The following is an 18,286-nucleotide window of genomic DNA, read 5'->3' on the forward strand; positions in this document are numbered from 1 at the left end:
TCGACGGGCGGACGATCTTGCGACAGGCTGACCCGGTGATCGACGAAGCTCGGCATCTGGCTCATGTCCATCGGAAGCACTACGACGCGATCGTCACTGGCCACAAGGTGGCGACCGTCCGGTGGGGCGAGTCGCTTCAGGTCGGAGCAGCGACGTTCGTGTTCGACGGCCATCCGACTGTCCTGCCACTCACCGGGCAGGTCATCGCGGTCTGGCGATACCGGCTCGACGAGTTGACTGCGGAGCAGGCGCACGAGCCTCCGGGAACGGACATGGCACTCTTCGCAGCGCAGCTGCGCGAGAACTACTACCCGGACATGCCGGGCGATGCGATGGTCGACGTCGCCGAGATCACCATCGTCCAGGTGTCCCGGTAGGCCATTCGTGTCCGTACGCGGGCGAAAAGCCCCCTTCGAGGCCGGCGTACGACGGGTCCGGTCTGGTTCGCGCTGGCTCTCGTCTTCCTCGCTCTGCTCATCGGGACGACGGTCAGCTCCTGGCGGAGCTACGACAAGCTCACTCGCATGCTCGACGAGCTGCGGAACAGGGAGCCGCACGCCGGGTAGGGAACCTCCAGCGCTGGACTGACCGAACGAACCGTGTCGATCTACGGCCTGTAGTGGTCGCGCCTTTCCGTGTCCGTGAGGGGGCCAGGGTGAGCCTTGTCACCGCTGAGGACGCCGACGCTCGTGAGCCCCGCCGCGAGGCCGGTCGATAGCAGCTTCACCGCACGAGACAGGAATGACTTCATCATCGGCGATGCTCCTTATGATGTGGCGCTGACGTGTTTCATGAAGGCTCTCACGGCCGGGTTCCGGCCGCTAGGCCATCCTCAGCGCATCGTGTCTCGCTTCCGGCGGTCGTCATCGTCGCCGGTCTGCTGGTCCTGGCCGCGTGGTTCGGCTACCGGCAGGGTCGGCGGCGCGAGCCTGGCGAGGCGTCTCTCTAGAGGATCGGACCCCGATCGGGGGCGGGTCTGCTTTGCTTGCAGTCGTGACTGCTGAGCTGCCGATCATCGAGTTCGCGTTCCCCGGACCTCTGCGAGACAGGATCGTCGCCGCGATCGAGGCGGGGACCAAGACGGCGACGAGCTCGCTCCTGCGGGAGTACGAGGTAGCGGGCGAACAGGTGCCTCAGGTGGGTTTTCGCGGTGGCCTCGTGGATTCGACGGGTCGGCGACGCGTGGTTCTGGAGACGACGAACGTCGAGCTGGTTCGGCTCTGCGACGTGCCCTTGCAGCATGCGTTGGACGAGGGAGAGGGCTACGCGTCAGTCGACGACTGGCGGGCAGGCCATCTTCGCTTCTGGTCCTCCGCACAGATGCAGGAGGAATTGGGCGACGGCTTCACGGTTGACGATTCGAGCGTCGTCGTGCTCGAGCGATTCGAGATCGTCCGATAGACGGTCGGCGGGGGCGACTCGGGCGATAGCCTCGCCGCATGACCTTCGCGAACGTGGGCACACTCGGCACCGCACCCGGAAAGCGTGACGAACTCGTCGCCCTCCTCACCGAACGGAACGAGAGTCTCATCGAGGCCGGCTGCCTGGCCTACGAGGTCGGCGTCGATGCCGATCATCCCGACACGGTCTTCGTCGTCGAGCTCTGGGAGACGGCCGAAGCGCACCGCGCCTCCCTGGCCCTTCCCCAGGTGCAGAACGCGATCGCCCGGGCACGGCCGCTCCTCGACGGCACCTTCGGCGGGTACCGCTTCGAGGTCGCCGGGTCACCTCTCCGAGACTGACCCGACGCCCGCCGCGGGTCGGTGGGCGTGGGCGAGTCACCGCCCGGAGGCCATGGCGCTCGGGCCTGCGCCCGTGACGGCCGCAGCGCTCCCTCCGCTCGCCGTAGTCTCGCGGTGTGCTCTCGACCCTGCTCGCCCTGGCGCCGTGGCTCGCGTTCTCCGTCCTGATCGCCGCCATCGTCGTCGGCCCGGTCGTCGGGGTGCGGCTCGTCGATCGGCCGCGGCCCACCGCCGCTCTCCTCGTCATGGTGCTGATCGCCGTCCTGGCGCTGACGCTGTATCCCGATGGGGACCCCTACCCGACGATCGCCTGCTCGGCGGGGCTGCCTTATCTCGCCCCGACCGCGGTGGAGTCGACGGCGAACATCCTGCTGTTCGTGCCGATCGCTCTCCTCGCGGGCGTGCTCTGGCGGCGACCGGTGGCGGCGGTGCTCGGTGCGTCGGCGCTCTCGATCGTCATCGAGGTCGTGCAGGCCGTCGTGCTCGTGATCGGACGCGCCTGCGACACGAGCGACTGGGTCACGAACACCCTCGGCGCCGTCATCGGCGGCATCCTCGCGGCGGCTGCGCTGGCCTGGAGACGGCTCCGGTCGCGAGGCCCGAGACTGTCGTCATGACCGTTCTGCACGGAATCGACGTCGCTGCCGAGCTGCGCCTCGTCGAGAAGCACTGGACCCCTCGAGTCGTGGGGCGGGTGAACGACCAGTACGTCAAGGTCGCGAAGCTGCTCGGCGAGCTGGTGTGGCACGCCCACGACGCCGAGGACGAGATGTTCCTCGTCGTCTCCGGCACGCTCCGCATCCAGCTCCCCGACGATCAGGAGGTGGTGCTCACGCCGGGGCAGTTCCACATCGTCCCTCGAGGGGTGCAGCACAACCCCGTCGCCGACGAGGAGGTCGAGATCGTCCTCATCGAGACCGTCACCACCGCGCACACCGGCGACGTCGTGGTCGAGGGGACCGTCCCGGTCGAGAAGCAGGTCGGCGACTTCCGCTGACCTCGGCCCGCCGATCGGGTCGCACCCGAGGCCGGGTCGGTGGGGGCGCCTCCTGGGCGGTGGTCGCGCCTCCTGGGCGGTGGTCGCGCTTCCCCGGGCGGTGGCCCCGCTCTCGGTCAGCGGCCGTCGCGCCCGAACGTCGCCGGGTCGACCGGTCGCCTCGCGCGGGGCAGACCCGCCACGACCAGCAGGTACGACTCGGTGACCAGGTCATCGACGAGCTGATCCGGCAGGTCGGCGTCGGGGCGCAGGGTCAGCCAGTGCCGCTTGTTCATGTGGTAGCCGGCGGTGATCCCCTCGTGCTGCTGCCGCAGCGCGACGCCGTCCTCCGGCGCCGCCTTGAGGGTGACGATCGGCTCGCCCGTCGTCGCCGTCATGAGCAGGAAGACCTTGCCGCGGACCTTGAACACCTCCCACTCGGGCCCGAACGGGAACCCGAGCTCGGCGCCCGGGAGCTCGCCGGCGCGGTCGCGGGCCCGCTGCTGCAGTGCGTCAGACGGCACGTGGTCCTCCGTGATCGCCGGCGACGTCCGCCGACCGCGTGCCGAGCGCGACGACGTGGATCGTCGACTTTACCAAGCCCCGGGAGGCGCTTCGGCGGAGACCGTGGCCCGGATCGCCGGCAGCGTCGCCAGCGCGACGATCGTCAGGCCGACGCCGAGGATGACGTATCCCGGGTCGCCGGGTGCCCTGCGAGGCGTCGCGTCGAGGTCGTCGGCCGGAGGCGCGGGTGCGGCGAACACGATGTAGGCCGTCGCCACGGGGCCGATGAGCAGAGATCCGAGGAACCATCCGAGACGGGTGCGGTTCTTCTGCTCGGCGAGCCCTGCGTTGATGAGAGCGAGTGCGACCCACCCCCAGGAGCTGATCCAGGATCGATCCATGCGACGACCGTAGATCATGGTGCGCCGGGAGGTGCCCGTCTCACCCGCAGGCTCGCGGTGCGATATGTGGATGCCCGCGACAAATCCCTTGCGTCGGTGACGGGCGTCGGTTAGCGTCGCTTTCCGAAGAGGTCGTCGAAGCGCTTCCCTGCCCCGTGAACCCGTCGGGGCTCGTCCGCCGGCGCGATCTCCGTTAATCGTCGAAGCGTTTCGACACACGGTTCGACCCGATCGACCCGACCCCGACCGACCCCGACCGAGAGTCCCTGTCAATGACGACATCAGCCCCGATCAGCCGCACCCTCCGCCGAGAGCCCGTGCTCCGATGAGCGTGGTCCGCGGCGTCGACCGCGTCCTCTTCGGCGGCGACTACAACCCCGAGCAGTGGCCCGAGCACGTCTGGCACGACGACGCCCGGCTGATGGCGATCGCCGGCGTCAACACCGTGACCCTCGGCGTCTTCTCGTGGTCGTCGATCGAACCCCGCGAGGGCGAGTACGACTTCGGCTGGCTCGACCGCGTCATCGATCTGATGCACGCCCACGGCATCGGCGTGGTGCTGGCCACGCCGACGGCCTCGCCGCCGCCGTGGTTCACGAAGGCGCACCCGGAGGCGCTGAACCGGACCGCGGACGGCGTCCAGCTCGTCCACGGCAGCCGCGACGTCTACGACCCCTCCGCCGACGCGTACCGCGCGGCGGCGAGGCGGGTCGCCACGGCACTCGGCGAGCGCTACGGCCGGCACGAGGCCGTCGTCGCCTGGCACGTGCACAACGAGTACGGCAGCGTCAGCTACGGACCGGCGACCGACCGCCGGTTCCGCGAGTGGCTGCGCGCCCGCTACGGCGACCTCGGTCGCCTCAACGAGGCGTGGTGGTCGGCGTTCTGGTCGCAGCGCTACGCCGAGTGGGACGAGATCCTCGCGCCGCAGGCCACCCAGTACCTGCCGAACCCGACGCAGATGCTCGACTTCCGCCGCTTCTCGGCCGAGGTGCTGCTCGAGTGCTACCGCGAGCAGGCCGAGATCCTCCGCGCCCTCAGCCCCGACGTGCCGCTCACGACGAACTTCATGCTGCCGACCTGGCTGCACTTCGACCACTGGGACTTCGGGGCCGAGGTCGACTTCGTCTCGATCGACCACTACTCCGACTCGCCCGGGGTCGAGGGCGCCGCCCACGCGGCGTTCGGGGCCGACCAGGCCCGCTCGTTCGCCCGCGGTCGGCCGTGGCTGCTCATGGAGCAGGGCGCGAACGTCACGCAGGTCCCCGGCCGCATGCTCGTCAAGGAGCCCGGCGAGGTGATCCGCACGAGTCTGCAGCACGTGGCCCGCGGCTCCGACGGGGCCCTGTTCTTCCAGTGGCGCGCGCCCCTGGCCGGCGCCGAGGTGTTCCACTCGTCGATGGTCCCGCACAGCGGCCCCGACAGCCGCGCGTTCCGCGAGATGACCGAGCTCGGTCGGGTGCTGGGGCGACTGACCGACGTGGTCGCGCCTCCCGAGGGGTCCGACGCCCGCGTCGTGACGCCCCGCGTCGCCATCGCCTGGGAGCCCGACTCGTGGTGGGCGCTCGAGTCGGCGTCGCTGCCGTCCGACCACTTCTCGCTGCTCGCCTCGGTCCGTCGCGCGCACCGCGAGCTGTGGTTCGCGGGCGTCTCGGCCGATCTCGTGCGCCTCGACGACGACCCGGCCGCGCTCGACGCCTACGACCTCCTGCTCGTGCCGAGCCAGCTGCTGGCGACCGACGAGCAGGCCGCCGGTCTCGACGCCTGGGTGCGTCGCGGCGGCCACGCCGTCGTCTGGTGCTTCAGCGGCACCGTCGACGCCGACCTGCACGTGCGCCCCGGCGGCTACTCGGGCGCGTTCGCCGAGACCCTCGGCATCCGCGTCGAGGAGCCCCACCCCCTGCCGAAGGGGGTCGCCATCGCGATCGAGGGCGGCGGCAGCGCGCACGACTGGACCGAGCACGTCGAGCTGCGGGGCGCCTCCGTCGTCACGCGCTACGCCGAGGGGGTGCTGAGCGGCGAGCCCGCGATCACCGAGAACCGGCGGGGCGACGGCGTCGCGACCTACGTCTCGGCCGAGCTCGACGACGCGACCTTCACGACGGTCGTCACGTCGGCCCTCGCCGCCGCCGGCGTCCGCGCCGAGGCGCCCGGAGCAGGAGGCGGGGTGGAGGTGGTCCGACGGCATGCGGGCTCGGGCGTCGTCGTCGCCGCCATCAACCACACCGCCGAGACCCGCACCGTGACGCTCCGCGGGACGCCGATCGACCTCGAGGGCGGAGCCGACGGCGCCGACGGAGCCGACGGCCCGGTCGTCGACGGTCCGGTCGACCTCGCCCCCGGCGCGTTCGTGTTCCTCCACGAGGCGCCGAGCCCCGCCTGACCAGCCGGCCCGCGCCTCCTGACCCATCGGCCCGGCCGGTCTCCTGACCAGCCGGCCCGCGCCTCCTGACCCATCGGCCCGGCCGGCCTCCCGGCCCGCCGGCCACCGCATCGCACACGCATCGAAGGGGATGCCATGAGACATCGGAAGAGAACGACCCGCGTCGCCGCCCTGGCGACCCTCCTGCTCGGGGGAGCCGCCCTCAGCGGCTGCTCGGCCGCGGGAGGGGGCGACGACGTCGTCCAGCTCGAGTACTGGGGGTGGGGCGTCGGCCAGTCCGAACAGGTGGCCCTGTGGAACGCCGCGAACCCGGACGTGCAGGTGCGGCACACCGACGCCGGAGGCGGAACGGACTCCGCGGCGAAGCTCCTGACCTCGAGCCGGGCGGGCAACGCCCCCGACGTCGCGCTGGCCGAGTACACGACCATCCCGTCGCTCGTGATCGCGGACGTGCCCCGCGACATCACCGATCTCGTGGCCGACGTCGACGACGCGTTCACCGAGGGCACCTGGGCGCAGACCACGTTCGGCGGGCAGGTCTACGCGCTGCCGCAGGACGCCGGGCCCATGGTGCTCACCTACCGCGCCGACCTGCTGGCCGAGACGGGGCAGGCCGTGCCGACGACCTGGCAGGAGTTCGGCGACGTCGCCCGTGCCGTGCACGAGCAGCGCCCCGACACCGTGCTCGCGGCGGTCCCGGCCGGCGAGCTCGGCTTCTGGGCCGGGGTCTCGGCCCAGGCCGGCGCCGACTGGTGGACGGTCGACGAGAGCGGCTGGACGGTCGGCATCGCCGACGAGCGCATGCTCGAGGTCGCCGACTTCTTCGAGGGGCTCGCGGCCGACGGGGCGATCGACACCGACCCCGTGCTGTCGCCCGAGTACAACAAGCGGGTCAACGACGGCACGATCGGCGGCTGGGCGGCCGGCATCTGGGCGCCGAGCGTGCTGGGCGGCGTGGCCCCCGACACGTCGGGGCTGTGGGAGATCAGCCCGCTGCCCGAGTGGATCCCGGGCGAGGCCGCCGTGCCGTTCCAGGGCGGCTCGGCGCTGATCGTCACGAAGAACAGCGAGCACCCCGAGGAGGCCGCGGCGTTCGCCGAGTGGATGAACGCCAGCACCGAGGGCAACCAGTCGCTGCTCGACGTCCGCGGCGTCTACCCGGCGTCGATCGAGGGTCAGGCGCTGGCCGTGGGCAACCCCCCGCCGTCGCTGATGCCGCAGCAGACCGAGTTCTACGACGTCGCCGCCGACGTCTCGGAGGACGTCCTCCCCACCACGTGGGGCCCCAACGTCGCGCTGGCGACGACCACGCTCACCGACGAGCTCAACGCCGCGATCTCGGCCGGCACCCCGTGGCGCGACGCCTTCGTCGCGACGCAGGCCGCGGTCGTCGCCGACATGGAACAGGTGGGATACCAGGTGACCGCGAATGACTGACACCGCGCTGCGCCCCGAGATGACGCACCCCGTGACCGCGAGCCCGGCGCCACGCCCGGCCCGTCGTCGACGGAGCCCCCTGGCCCCCTACCTGTTCGTGGCGCCGGCCGTCGTGCTGTTCGTCGCGTTCATGCTCATCCCGCTCGTCTACACGATCTGGTCGAGCCTCAGGGCGTACCGGATCGAGGAGGGCGCCTCGGTGCTCGGCGTCCGCGTCGACCGCTTCGTCGGGTTCGACAACTACGTCGCCGTGCTGCAGGACGCCGAGCTGCTGGCGAGCTTCGGCCGCCTCGGCGTGTACGGGCTCATCGCCGTTCCGCTGACGCTCGGGCTCGCCCTGCTCTTCGCGCTGCTGCTCGACGTGCCGGCGGTCCGCGCCCGGCGGTTCTCGCGCACCGCGATCGTCATCCCGTACGCGGTGCCGGGCATCACCGCCGCGCTGCTCTGGGGCTTCATGTACCTGCCGAGCACGAGCCCCTTCTCGTACGTGACGACCGCCCTGGGCTGGGGGCCCGTGCCGTTCCTCGAGGCGGGCGGTCTCTTCGGGTCGCTCGCCAACATCGCCATCTGGGGCGGCGTCGGCTTCAACATGATCATCATCTACACGTCGCTGCGGGGCATCCCGGCCGAGATCTACGAGTCGGCCCGCCTCGACGGGGCGAGCGAGCTGCAGGTCGCGCTCCGCATCAAGGTGCCGCTCGTCGTGCCCGCGCTCGTGCTCACCGGGGTCTTCGCCCTGATCGGCACGCTCCAGCTCTACGGCGAGCCGAACACCCTCCGTCCCCTGACCACCGAGATCACACAGAGCTGGGCCCCGCTGATGACCATCTACCGCGACGCGTTCCTGACCGACGACCTGCCCGCGGCTGCCGCCTCGTCGACCATCCTCGCCCTGGGCACCGTGCTGCTCTCGGGCGTCGTGCTCGCGATCGCGAACCGCCGCCGCGCGGAGGCGGCCTCGTGACCGCCGTCCAGACGCCCCGCGGGGCGCGGACCGGGAGCCGAGGAGGCGCGGGTGACGTCGGCGGGACGCCCCGCCCCGGCGGCCGGTCGCCCCGCCCGAGCAGCAAGGGCAAGGTGCTGCCGACGATCGTGCTGCTCATCGGGGCCTTCTACTGCCTCGTGCCGGTCGGCTGGGTGTTCATCGCCTCGTCGAAGTCGCCGGCTGAGCTGTTCACGTCGTTCTCGTTCGCCCCGGGCACCGGCCTGGCCGGCAACCTGAGAGACCTGTTCGCCTACGAGGGCGGGCAGTACGGGCTGTGGGCCGCGAACTCGCTGCTCTACGCCGGCGTCGGCGGCGTGCTCTCGACGCTCGTCTCGACGATGGCGGGCTACGCCCTGGCGAAGTACACCTTCCGCGGGCGGAACCTCATCTTCTTCACGATCCTCGCCGGCGTGCTCATCCCGGGCATCACCCTGGCGATCCCGCAGTACATCCTGCTGAGCGAGATCGGGCTGGCGGGCGGGCCGATCTCGGTCCTGCTGCCGATCATCATCAGCCCGTTCGGCATCTACCTCTCGCGCGTGTTCGCCCAGTCGGCGGTCCCGCACGAGATCCTCGAGGCGTCGCGCATCGACGGCGCGGGCGAGTGGCGCATCTTCCGCCACATCGTGCTGCCGATCATGGTGCCCGGCATGGTGACGGTCTTCCTGCTGCAGTTCGTCGGCATCTGGAACAACTTCCTCCTGCCGTTCGTCATGCTCAGCGACCAGGCGGACTACCCGCTGACCGTGGGGCTCTACACGCTGCTGTCGAAGGGATCGGGCGCCCCCGCGCTGTACTCGCTGGCCATCACCGGGGCGGCCGTGTCGATCATCCCGCTGACTCTGCTGGTGCTGTTCCTGCAGCGCTTCTGGCGGCTCGACCTCATCTCGGGAGGGCTCAAGGGCTGACCCGCTCCGGGCCCGGATGGCGAACGGAGGAGGCGGCGGAGCCGGAGATCGGCGACCATGGAGGAATGGCTACGACGACTCCGCACTCCACCGGGCCCGGCGATCACCCCGCATCGCTGACCGAACCCGTCACGACGACACCGCAGCTGCGGCGATGGGTCTTCTGGCCCGCGGCGATCGTCGTGCTCGGCTTCGTCGCCTTCACCCTGATCGCGCCCGACTCGGCCGAGGCGCTGTTCCTCGGCCTGCAGAGCGGCATCGTCCGCAACTTCAGCTGGTACTACGTGCTGATCGCCGCGTTCTTCGTCGGCTTCAGCCTCTTCGTGGGCTTCAGCCGCTTCGGCAGCATCAAGCTCGGGAAGGACAAGGACGAGCCCGAGTTCTCGACCGGGTCGTGGTTCGCCCTGCTCTTCGCGGCGGGCATGGGCATCGGCCTCGTCTTCTACGGCGTCTCGGAGCCCCTCAGCCACTTCGCCTCGCCGCGCCCCGGCGTGACGGGCACCGAGGATCAGCTCGCGCAGCAGGCCCTCACGCAGACCTTCCTCCACTGGGGGCTCCACGCCTGGGCGATCTACGTCGTGCTGGGTCTCGCCCTCGCGTACGCCATCCACCGGCGCGGGCGTCCCGTCTCGATCCGCTGGGCCCTCGAGCCCCTGCTCGGCGACCGGGTGCGCGGCGGCTGGGGCAACCTCATCGACGTCATCGCGCTCGTCGGGACCCTCTTCGGCGTCGCGACCTCCCTCGGTCTCGGCGTCATCCAGATCGGCGCCGGCCTCGAGGCCGCGGGCATCGCCGAGAGCAGCATCGTCAGCCAGATCGCGATCATCGCCGTCATCACGGCCGTGACCCTCGTCTCGCTCATCACGGGCGTCACCAAGGGCATGAAGATCCTGTCGAACTTCAACCTGATCCTCGCGGCCGCCCTGCTGCTGTTCATCCTCATCGTCGGCCCGACCCAGTTCCTCCTGCGCGACTTCGTGCAGTCCATCGGCGCCTACCTGCAGAACGTCGTCGGCCTCTCATTCAACGTCACCGCCCAGCAGGGCGCCGCCGGCGAGGAGTGGCAGGGCGCGTGGACGACCTTCTACTGGGGCTGGTGGATGTCGTGGGCGCCGTTCGTCGGCATCTTCATCGCCCGCATCTCGCGCGGCCGCACCGTCCGCCAATTCGTCTTCGGGGTGCTGCTCGTGCCGACGGCCCTCACCTTCCTCTGGTTCGCCGTCCTCGGCGGCGCGGCGATCCACCAGCAGACCGACGGCTCGGGCGGCCTGATCGGCGCCGACGGCTCCGTCGACGTCGAGGGCTCGCTGTTCGCCCTGCTCGGCGGGCTGCCCGCCGGCGCCGTCCTCACCTTCGGCGCCATCCTGCTGATCGGCGTCTTCTTCGTGACCTCGTCCGACTCCGGGTCGCTGGTCATGGCGATGATCGCCTCGGGCGGCGACATCGAGCCGAAGAACTGGCTGCGGGTGTTCTTCGCGCTGGTGGCCGCCCTGCTGGCCGTCGCGCTCCTCCTGACGGGTGGACTCGACGCCCTCAAGACGGCCGCGATCACCACGGCGCTGCCGTTCAGCATCGTGCTGCTGCTGACCTGCTGGTCGACGGTGATCGCGTTCACCCGCGAGCGACGCGCGTACGACAAGGCCGAGCGCGACGTGCTGCTCGAGCACGTCGGGGCCTACTACGGCCTCGAGGTCGACGCTCCGGCCCAGTCGGGCGGTCGCGGGCTCAGCCGCTCGTGGCAGGCCGTGAAGCGCCGGGTCAGAGGCGCGTCGACCGAGACGTCGGCGGGCGGCGGGGCCTCGTCGGCCGTGTCGCCGTCGGCGGTCACCGGCGAGCCGCCTCTGCGGGTCGACGTCGTCTCGCCCGACCCGGCCGTCGACGGCCGTCTCGACGAGACCGCGCCCTCGGCCGATGAGCAGGGCGACCGCCCGCAGCGCTGACGGGCGCACCACCGGAGGAGATGGCGGGGCCGGGTCCGACCCGGCCCCGCCGACGTGGCGGCCGTTTCACGACGCCGTCACCCGGATGCCCGTGACCTCATGGGAGGCGCGGCGGGCATCGGCATCACCGTACGATCGACCACCGACATCGGCTCCTGCGGGGTCTAGGGTCGCATCAGGCGGGCGGTCGCTGACGACCGCCCCGGACCGGAGGGACCGCTCATGACCGCACCCGCTTCGGAGGGCGTCGAGATCGTCCGCGACCTCGCCGCGCCTCCTGCCGACGTGTTCGAGGCGTGGACCACCGCCGAGCGCTTCTCGCGCTGGTTCGGGGGCCCCGCGGTCGACGTGCCGCTCGACCGCCTCGCCTACGAGCCCGTCGAGGGCGCCGGCTGGGCCGCCACGATGATCCTGCCCGACGGGAACGCGATGGACTGGGCTGGCGACTTCGTCGAGGTCCAGGCCCCGGTCCGCCTCGTGCTCACCATCACCGATGCGCCGGACGCCCCCGAGCGGGCCACCATCACCGTCGATCTGAGCCCCGCCCCGATCGGGACGACCATGCGCTTCACGCAGGAGACCCCCGGCTTCTCGGCCGAGCAGCAGCAGGGTCTCGTCGCCGGGTGGCAGGGATTCTTCGACGAGCTCGCCGCCGGACTGCCCGCGCGGGGCTAGACAGCCCGGCGGCCGGTCGTCCCCCGACGTCTCAGAACCGGCGGGCGGCGACGTCGGCCCGCTGCGACGCCGACAGCAGCTGCCGGAGGCGCGCGACGGTGACCGGCGCGGCGACCGCGGTCAGATGGTCGGCCGCGAGGGCCTCGGGGTCGGCGGCGTAGATCGGCGTGTACGCGCCCGACTCGGGCTCGGTGCGCCACGACTCGGCGAGCGTGCCCGCGTCGAGGGGCTCGAAGCCGAGATCGTCGACGATCGCCGAGACAGCGGCCGTGGCCCGCTCGTCGTCGCCGAAGACCGGCAGGGCGGTGCGCGGGGTCGAGTCGGCCAGGGCGGGGATGTGGTGGAACAGGATGTTGTTGAACGCCTTGGTGATCACGGCGCCGGGCAGCAGCTCCTGCTCGAGCTCGGCCGTGGTCACCTCGAGCGAGTCGAGGCGCGCGATGCGCCCGTCGCGGTGCGGGTAGTAGTTGCCCGTCGAGAGCACGGCGCGGCCCGCGAAGGCGTCTCGCGGCAGCGACTCGTAGGCGCCGAGCGGCACGGCGAGGACGGGCGTCGGCCCGAACTCGACGGCGTCGCGGGCGTCTCCGGCCCGCGCCCGCGGACCGAGCTCCGCCACGAGGTCGGCGAGCGACTCGGGCCCCCGCGAGTTCGCGATGACGACCTCGTACCCGGCGGCGATCGCGAGCCGGGCGATGCCGCTCCCGATGTCGCCGCTGCCGATGACGCCGAGGCGCTTCGGGGTCGTGTCTGCCGAAGTCGTGTCGGCCGTGGTCGTGTCGATGTCGTTCATGGTCGTCTTCTTCTCGATTCTCGTGTCGTTCGGTGATCGGCGCTCGCCGGGCGAGGCCGCGGGGGTCAGTCGGCGCGGCTCGCGAGGGGTGCGGAGGTCGCCCACCCCGCCCGCACCAGCGACGAGAGGGCCGTGGTGGTCGCGTCGTCGGCCAGGGCCGCCCCGCCGACCCAACTCGTCGCCAGCGCCGCGAGGAACAGGTCGCGGGCGCGGACGTCGCTCCGGGCCAGGCCGTCGCGCTGGGCCGCCGTCAGGAACTCCGCGGTCGTCGTGACGAACCCCTCGCAGGTCGTCGCGAGGGGCGACGCGCTCGTCGTCGTGGCCGCCCGGAGGGGCTCGGGGAGTCCCTCGAAGGCCGCGGCCCAGTCGACGACGGCGCGCAGCCAGCCGTCGAGCGCCGCGGCCGTGTCGGCGGACTCGACGCGGAGCCGCTCGCGCCGGGCGACGAGCTCGTCGTCGCGATCGGACAGGAGCGCCGCGAGCAGGGCGTCGCGCGTCGGGAAGTGCCGGTACAGGGTGCCGGGGCCCACACCGGCCCGCTTGGCGATGGCGTCGAGCGAACCGCCGACGCCGTGCTCGGCGAAGTACTCGTCGGCGGTCCCGAGGATGAGCTCGCGATTGCGCCGGGCGTCGGCCCGCGAACTCCGTGCCGCCGGGGTGATGACTTCGGCCATCGTGCTGCTCCGATCTCAGCGGAGACCGTCTCCGCATAAGAGGAGACTATCTCCGTCTTCTGAGAGCGCAACCCCGCGAGGTCGCGGCGCGGGCGATCAGCCGAGTCGCTCGGCGAGGTGCACGGTGACCTCGTCGCCGTCCGTCTTGCCGATCCGCCGACGGATCGCCGCCGCGACGGGCAGCTTGTGGGTGCCGTCGCCCAGGGCCATGAACGAGCTCCGGAACGGCTCCCCGTCGATGGTCCCGGCGACCTTGACGAGGCCCCGGGTTCCGAAGATCGTCGCCGAGTCGGGCAGCTGCACGCAGGTCCAGAGATCGCCCTCGCGAACCCTGCCGAGGGTCGCCGTGAAGGTGAGGTCGAGCGGGCCGCGGGTGGTCATGCCGCCCAGTCTCGTGACCGCGGCTGCCCGAGGCAAGAGCCCGTCGTCGCCGGGGCGTCGAGGCTGGCGCCCCGTCGACCTCCTCGCCCGACCCGTGGCGAGCGCTGATACCCCGCGAAACCGCTGAGACCCCCGTGCGCGCACGAGGGTCTCAGCGGTTTTCTGGGGTCAGGCGGCGCGGAGCGCTCGCGCTACTCGGGCCGCTGAGCCGCCGGGACGGTCTTCTCGGCGCGCACGGCCGGCTCGTCCTGCCGGGCCCCCGCCGGCCACGACTCGGGCCCCGCCGACCCGGCCGGGTACGTGTCGAGCTCGACCGCGCCGTCGTTCCATGCGGCGACCACGGGGTCGACGATGCGCCAGCACTGCTCGGCCGTGTCACCGCGCACCGAGAGGGTCGGGTCGTCGTCGAGGATCCCGCTGAGCACCTCGCCGTAGGCCGTCAGGTCCGAGCTGCCGAACTCCGCGTGCAGCGCCGCCCGACCGAGGTCGTACGCGTCGCCGGGCCCGTTGACGTTCAGCTCGAGCGACATCTCGTCGGGCGAGATCGCGATGCGCAGGCGGTCGGGCGTGCCGCCTCCCTCGAACTCCGCCGGCACGTGCGCGGGCGGGCGGAACGTGATCACGATCTCGCGCCTCCTCGAGGCCAGCGCCTTGCCCGAGCGCAGCAGGATCGGCACACCGGCCCACCGCCAGTTCGCCACCTCGACCACGACCTCGGCCAGCGTCTCGGTCTCGAGCGCCGGGTCGACGCCGTCCTCGTCGGCGTACGCCGGCAGCTCGCGGCCGTCGACCGTGCCGGCCTCGTAGCGCGCCCGGCGGCTGTTGGCGACGGGGTCGTTCTGCCACAGCCGCGTCGCACGCAGCACGAGCCCCTTCTCGTCGCGCAGATCGGCGGCCGTCAGCGTCGCCGGGGCGTTCATCGTCAGCACCGCCATCACCTGCAGCAGGTGACTCTGGATCATGTCGACCAGGGCCCCCGCGTGGTCGTAGTAGCGCGCCCGGTTCTCGAGCCCGAGCTCCTCGTCGTAGACGATCTCGATGCTCTCGACGTGCGCGTTGTTCAGCATCGGCTCGATCAGCCGGTTCGCGAACCGCAGCCCGAGCAGGTTCAGCACGGTCGACCGGCCGAGGAAGTGGTCGACCCGGTGCACCTGGTCCTCGGGCACCAGCGCCAGCACCTCGCCGTTCAGCTTCCGGGCGCTCGCGAGATCGGTGCCGAACGGCTTCTCGAGCGCCAGCGCCGTGCCCTCGGGCAGATCGAGCTCGGCCAGCGCGGCGCAGCACTTCGCCGTGATCGCGGGCGGCAGGGCGAAGTAGATCGAGGGAGGCGCGGTGCACTCCTCGAGGAGCCCCCGCATCTGCTCGACGTCGGTCACGTCGACGGTGCGGTAGACGGTCGACTCGAGCAGCGCGTCGACCGCCGGCCCCGACGCGTCGACGCGCGCGAACGCGTCGGTCACGTGCTCGCGCCACGCCTCGGGCTCGAACTCCTCGGTGCCGGCGCCCACCAGCTGCACCCGCCGCTCGGACTCGTGCGTCAGCAGCCCGCCGAGACCGGGCATCAGGAGGCGCGCGGCGAGATCACCGCTCGCGCCGAGCATCAGGAGGGTCGCGGACTCGGTCGGCGCGTTCGTCATGCCTGCACGCTAGTCGGGAGGCGCTCCCGGTGCCCTCGCGCGCCTCCTCGTGCAGCCTGGCACCCCGTTTTCGGCGCTGCACCCGCATCTATCGGGGTGTTGCGCGGGGAAGGGGGTGTTCGGCGGGGAGCGCGCGGGGCGCGCGCGGCCGCCGGTGCGGGCCGACCGCGCTGCACCCCGTTTTCGGCGCTGCACCCGCATCTGTCCGGGTGTTGCGCGGGGAAGGGGGTGTTCGGCGGGGAGCGCGCGTCAGCGCGGGGCGCGGGGAGCGCGCGGGGCGCGGCGCGCGGGGCGCGGGGAGCGCGCGGGGCGCGGGGCGCGCGCGGCCGCCGGCGCGGGCCGACCGCGCTGCACCCCGTTTTCGGCGCTGCACCCGCATCTCTCGGGGTGTTGCGCGGGAAAGGGGGTGTCAGGCGGGAAGCGCGCGGCCGCCGGCGCGGGCCGACCGCGCTCCACCCCGTTTTCGGCGCTGCACCCGCATCTATCGGGGTGTTGCGCGGGGAACGGGGTGTTCGGCGGGGAGCGCGCGTCAGCGCGGGGCGCGGCGCGCGGGGCGCAGCGCGCGTCAGGGCTTGCGCGTGGGGCGGAGCGAGAGCGACTCGACGGTCGCCCCGTGCGGCAGATCGACGACGAGTCGGACCGCGTCGGCCACCGACCGCGGCTCCAGGTAGAGCGCGGCGTCGTACTCGCCGCCCTCCTTCTCGACGAGCTCGTGCTGCATGTCGGTGTCGACCCGCCCGGGGTGGATCGAGCTGACCCGCAAGCCGTGCGGACGCTCCTCCTCGCGCAGCGAGTCGGTCAGCGCCCGCAGGGCGAACTTGCTCGCCGCGTACGTGCTGCCGCCGGGGCCGGCGGTGAGACCCGAGCCGCTGTTGATCGTGACGACCGTTCCGCGGGCGGCGCGCAGCGCGGGCAGCAGCTGACGGGTCGCCTCGGCCACGGCGAAGACGTTGACCTCGAAGACGCGGCGCCAGTCGTCGAGGGCGGTGCGCTCGACCTCGGCACCGCCGATGACGCCCGCGGCGTGCACGACGACGTCGAGCGAGTCGAGCCGCGGCACCTTGAACGACCCGGAGCCGAGGTCGGCGACCCAGGCCGTGGCCGACGGGAGCGACGCGGCCACCGCCTCCACCGCCTCCTGCGAGCGTCCGTGCACGATCACGTGGTGGTCGCGACCGAGCTCGCGCGCGATCACGAGGCCGATGCCCCGGGTCGACCCGGTGACGAGCGCGATCCTGGCGGGGGAGCCGCCCTCGAGTCCGCTCACGCGCGGATGATGGGGATCTGGCCGGTCAGCACCGGCATCTCGCGGTCGCTCAGCAGCCAGTGCTCGTCGGTCGCGGTCACGAGGAACGCCAGCGGACCGGGGCGGCACACGACGATCGCGCCGTTGTCCTGGTGCTGCAGGACCTGGTCGAGCGCGCCTCCCAGGTCGCGGTCGTCTTCGGAGCCCCGGGCGGTCACGACGGCGCAGCGGCTCTCGGCGCCCATCGCCTGCAGCAGGCGGCGCATGCCCTCGGGGTCGCTGCGATCGGGGCCGACCGGGTGCTTGGCGTTCATGTCGACCCAGTCGGCGGACTCGAGCACCGCGACGAGCCGCGCCTCGGCCTCGTCGGGGGCGACCTGCGCCAGGTCGTGCACGGTGCCGCGCTGGTCGGGCGCGGCGAAGGTCTCGAGTGCTTCGACCACGGTCGGGGGGAGCGACGCCACAGGAGTCTCCTTAGATTCAGGTGGTCCATCATCCCATCCACAGCCTCGGGACGTTTCAGCCGACAGGAGGAGGTCCCGGCTGCGAAGATGACGGAGTGAACTCAGCCGCCACCACGCCCCCGGCCCTCGGGCTGCTCCTCGACGTCGACGGGCCCATCGCCAGCCCGGTCACGCGCAGCATCGCGATCCCGGCCATCACGCGCGATCTCGTCGCCCTGGCGTCGGCGGGCATCCCCCTGGTCTTCAACACGGGCCGCTCCGACGCGTTCATCCGCGACGAGGTCGTCGTGCCGCTGATGGCCGCCGGCCTGCCGCGCGGCGCTCGCGTGCACGGCGTCTGCGAGAAGGGCGCGTCGTGGTTCTCGATCGGCCCCGAGCACGGCCCCGGCGGCATGAGCGAGGTCGTCGTCGACGAGTCGCTCGCGATGCCCGCCGACTTCTCCGCCGAGATGGACGCCCTGGTCACGAGCGATTTCGCCGACCTGGTCTTCTTCGACCACACCAAGCGCGCCATGGTCTCGATCGAGCAGCTGACCTCGGTCTCGTCGGCCGACTACCTCGCCCGCCAGGCGGACCTCGATCACCGGGCGATGGAGGCGCTGGTCGCCCGGGGGTTCGGGGTGCGCCGTCTCGACGACGTGCGTCCCGACGGCTCCGGCGCCGTCCAGTGGCGCATCGACCCCACGATCATCTCGACCGACATCGAATCGGTGCTGCTCGGCAAGGACCGCGGCGCCGAGCGGGCCCTCGAGCTGCTCGCCCTCGACGGTCCGCTGCCCACGAGCTGGCGCACCGTCGGCGACTCGCGCAGCGACTACGCCATGGCCGACTGGCTGCACGCGCACGGCCACGATGTCGCGCACGTCGACGTCCGCCCCGCCGACGGGGTGCCCGTCACGCCGTATCCGGTGCTCACGAGCGCGACCGACCTCATCCACGACGAGGCCGGCGCGGAGTTCCTGGCCGGCTGGGTCGGCGACCTGCGCGTCTGAGGCGACCTGCGCGCCCGAGACGACCTGCGCGCCCGAGACGACCTGCGCGCCTGAGGCGACCTGCGCGTTTGAAGCGACCCGCGCCTCCTCGAGGCACCCTCTTGCACGTGCTCCCGCGTCGGCGCAACCCCCTCTCTCCTCTGACCCGTGA

General features: G+C 72.2%; 20 protein-coding genes. 12 read left to right on the plus strand and 8 right to left on the minus strand.

The window, feature by feature from the left end; all coding sequences use genetic code 11:
• Nucleotides 1-35: 35 nt before the first annotated feature.
• From ASF17_RS11150 to ASF17_RS11170, 5 genes are all read left to right on the plus strand, one after another.
• The gene (locus ASF17_RS11150) at nt 36-377 is read left to right on the plus strand and encodes a hypothetical protein (RefSeq protein WP_055800739.1); all 342 of its coding nucleotides are present in this window, start codon (nt 36-38) and stop codon (nt 375-377) included.
• 616 nt (nt 378-993) lie between these two features.
• Entirely contained in the window at nt 994-1,401 is a 408-nt protein-coding gene (locus ASF17_RS11155) for an ASCH domain-containing protein (protein ID WP_055799623.1), read from the plus strand.
• 38 nt (nt 1,402-1,439) lie between these two features.
• The gene (locus ASF17_RS11160) at nt 1,440-1,742 is read left to right on the plus strand and encodes a putative quinol monooxygenase (protein WP_055799626.1); all 303 of its coding nucleotides are present in this window, start codon (nt 1,440-1,442) and stop codon (nt 1,740-1,742) included.
• A 116-nt stretch (nt 1,743-1,858) separates the two neighbouring features.
• Nucleotides 1,859-2,359 (plus strand): VanZ family protein, encoded by a 501-nt coding sequence (locus tag ASF17_RS11165; RefSeq protein WP_055799630.1) that lies wholly within the window; start codon nt 1,859-1,861, stop codon nt 2,357-2,359.
• Entirely contained in the window at nt 2,356-2,739 is a 384-nt protein-coding gene (locus ASF17_RS11170; RefSeq protein WP_055799632.1) for a cupin domain-containing protein, read from the plus strand. Before ASF17_RS11165 ends, ASF17_RS11170 begins: the two co-directional genes overlap by 4 nt.
• 116 nt (nt 2,740-2,855) lie before the next feature.
• On the opposite strand, the gene ASF17_RS11175 is transcribed toward ASF17_RS11170, so the two are convergent.
• On the minus strand, nt 2,856-3,242 hold the full coding sequence (locus ASF17_RS11175) for an MmcQ/YjbR family DNA-binding protein (RefSeq protein ID WP_200913476.1): 387 nt from the start codon (nt 3,240-3,242) through the stop codon (nt 2,856-2,858).
• 69 nt (nt 3,243-3,311) lie between these two features.
• Nucleotides 3,312-3,623 carry a hypothetical protein gene (locus ASF17_RS11180; RefSeq protein ID WP_156357405.1) on the minus strand — a complete coding sequence of 104 codons (312 nt, stop codon included), beginning with the start codon at nt 3,621-3,623 and terminating at the stop codon, nt 3,312-3,314.
• Between the two features lie 325 nt (nt 3,624-3,948).
• Between ASF17_RS11180 and ASF17_RS11185 the strand changes: the two genes are divergently transcribed.
• The 6 genes from ASF17_RS11185 (at nt 3,949) to ASF17_RS11210 (ending at nt 11,951) form a co-directional block, all read left to right on the plus strand.
• Nucleotides 3,949-6,006 (plus strand): beta-galactosidase, encoded by a 2,058-nt coding sequence (locus ASF17_RS11185; RefSeq protein ID WP_055799641.1) that lies wholly within the window; start codon nt 3,949-3,951, stop codon nt 6,004-6,006.
• Nucleotides 6,007-6,141: 135 nt separating this feature from the next.
• Nucleotides 6,142-7,443, plus strand: a complete 1,302-nt coding sequence (locus tag ASF17_RS11190; RefSeq protein WP_055799644.1) for an ABC transporter substrate-binding protein — start codon at nt 6,142-6,144, stop codon at nt 7,441-7,443.
• On the plus strand, nt 7,436-8,407 hold the full coding sequence (locus ASF17_RS11195) for a carbohydrate ABC transporter permease (RefSeq protein WP_235476566.1): 972 nt from the start codon (nt 7,436-7,438) through the stop codon (nt 8,405-8,407). The genes ASF17_RS11190 and ASF17_RS11195 overlap by 8 nt, the downstream gene beginning before the upstream one ends.
• 113 nt (nt 8,408-8,520) lie before the next feature.
• Nucleotides 8,521-9,336, plus strand: a complete 816-nt coding sequence (locus ASF17_RS11200) for a carbohydrate ABC transporter permease (RefSeq protein WP_055800745.1) — start codon at nt 8,521-8,523, stop codon at nt 9,334-9,336.
• A 65-nt stretch (nt 9,337-9,401) separates the two neighbouring features.
• A complete protein-coding gene (locus ASF17_RS11205; protein WP_082475290.1) occupies nt 9,402-11,276 on the plus strand; it encodes a BCCT family transporter in 1,875 nt (624 codons plus the stop codon).
• 222 nt (nt 11,277-11,498) lie between these two features.
• Nucleotides 11,499-11,951 carry an SRPBCC family protein gene (locus ASF17_RS11210; protein ID WP_055799647.1) on the plus strand — a complete coding sequence of 151 codons (453 nt, stop codon included), beginning with the start codon at nt 11,499-11,501 and terminating at the stop codon, nt 11,949-11,951.
• Nucleotides 11,952-11,982: 31 nt separating this feature from the next.
• On the opposite strand, the gene ASF17_RS11215 is transcribed toward ASF17_RS11210, so the two are convergent.
• The 6 genes from ASF17_RS11215 to ASF17_RS11240 form a co-directional block, all read right to left on the minus strand.
• On the minus strand, nt 11,983-12,741 hold the full coding sequence (locus ASF17_RS11215; RefSeq protein WP_055800751.1) for an NADPH-dependent F420 reductase: 759 nt from the start codon (nt 12,739-12,741) through the stop codon (nt 11,983-11,985).
• Nucleotides 12,742-12,806: 65 nt separating this feature from the next.
• A complete protein-coding gene (locus ASF17_RS11220; protein WP_055799651.1) occupies nt 12,807-13,415 on the minus strand; it encodes a TetR/AcrR family transcriptional regulator in 609 nt (202 codons plus the stop codon).
• A 96-nt stretch (nt 13,416-13,511) separates the two neighbouring features.
• Nucleotides 13,512-13,796, minus strand: a complete 285-nt coding sequence (locus ASF17_RS11225) for a DUF1905 domain-containing protein (protein ID WP_055799652.1) — start codon at nt 13,794-13,796, stop codon at nt 13,512-13,514.
• Nucleotides 13,797-13,987: 191 nt separating this feature from the next.
• A complete protein-coding gene (locus tag ASF17_RS11230; protein ID WP_082475291.1) occupies nt 13,988-15,433 on the minus strand; it encodes a glucose-6-phosphate dehydrogenase in 1,446 nt (481 codons plus the stop codon).
• A 565-nt stretch (nt 15,434-15,998) separates the two neighbouring features.
• Complete coding sequence (locus ASF17_RS11235; protein WP_055799656.1) at nt 15,999-16,700, minus strand: SDR family oxidoreductase; 702 nt, start codon at nt 16,698-16,700, stop codon at nt 15,999-16,001.
• Nucleotides 16,697-17,143, minus strand: a complete 447-nt coding sequence (locus tag ASF17_RS11240; protein ID WP_055799660.1) for a hypothetical protein — start codon at nt 17,141-17,143, stop codon at nt 16,697-16,699. Before ASF17_RS11240 ends, ASF17_RS11235 begins: the two co-directional genes overlap by 4 nt.
• Before the next feature lie 95 nt (nt 17,144-17,238).
• Between ASF17_RS11240 and ASF17_RS11245 the strand changes: the two genes are divergently transcribed.
• The gene (locus ASF17_RS11245) at nt 17,239-18,135 is read left to right on the plus strand and encodes a hypothetical protein (protein WP_055799663.1); all 897 of its coding nucleotides are present in this window, start codon (nt 17,239-17,241) and stop codon (nt 18,133-18,135) included.
• The last annotated feature ends 151 nt before the right edge of the window (nt 18,136-18,286 follow it).

Origin of the sequence: Frigoribacterium sp. Leaf263, from assembly GCF_001422285.1 — a bacterium.
Lineage (GTDB): Bacteria > Actinomycetota > Actinomycetes > Actinomycetales > Microbacteriaceae > Frigoribacterium.

Bases quoted from the DNA above. Each gene is read 5' to 3' on its own strand.
- ASF17_RS11160 (WP_055799626.1), top strand. From the start codon at position 1,440: ATGACCTTCGCGAACGTGGGCACACTCGGCACCGCACCCGGAAAGCGT.
- ASF17_RS11170 (WP_055799632.1), top strand. From the start codon at position 2,356: ATGACCGTTCTGCACGGAATCGACGTCGCTGCCGAGCTGCGCCTCGTC.
- ASF17_RS11180 (WP_156357405.1), bottom strand. From the start codon at position 3,623: ATGGATCGATCCTGGATCAGCTCCTGGGGGTGGGTCGCACTCGCTCTC.
- ASF17_RS11185 (WP_055799641.1), top strand. From the start codon at position 3,949: ATGAGCGTGGTCCGCGGCGTCGACCGCGTCCTCTTCGGCGGCGACTAC.
- ASF17_RS11190 (WP_055799644.1), top strand. From the start codon at position 6,142: ATGAGACATCGGAAGAGAACGACCCGCGTCGCCGCCCTGGCGACCCTC.
- ASF17_RS11195 (WP_235476566.1), top strand. From the start codon at position 7,436: ATGACTGACACCGCGCTGCGCCCCGAGATGACGCACCCCGTGACCGCG.
- ASF17_RS11205 (WP_082475290.1), top strand. From the start codon at position 9,402: ATGGCTACGACGACTCCGCACTCCACCGGGCCCGGCGATCACCCCGCA.
- ASF17_RS11210 (WP_055799647.1), top strand. From the start codon at position 11,499: ATGACCGCACCCGCTTCGGAGGGCGTCGAGATCGTCCGCGACCTCGCC.
- ASF17_RS11215 (WP_055800751.1), bottom strand. From the start codon at position 12,741: ATGAACGACATCGACACGACCACGGCCGACACGACTTCGGCAGACACG.
- ASF17_RS11220 (WP_055799651.1), bottom strand. From the start codon at position 13,415: ATGGCCGAAGTCATCACCCCGGCGGCACGGAGTTCGCGGGCCGACGCC.
- ASF17_RS11225 (WP_055799652.1), bottom strand. From the start codon at position 13,796: ATGACCACCCGCGGCCCGCTCGACCTCACCTTCACGGCGACCCTCGGC.
- ASF17_RS11230 (WP_082475291.1), bottom strand. From the start codon at position 15,433: ATGACGAACGCGCCGACCGAGTCCGCGACCCTCCTGATGCTCGGCGCG.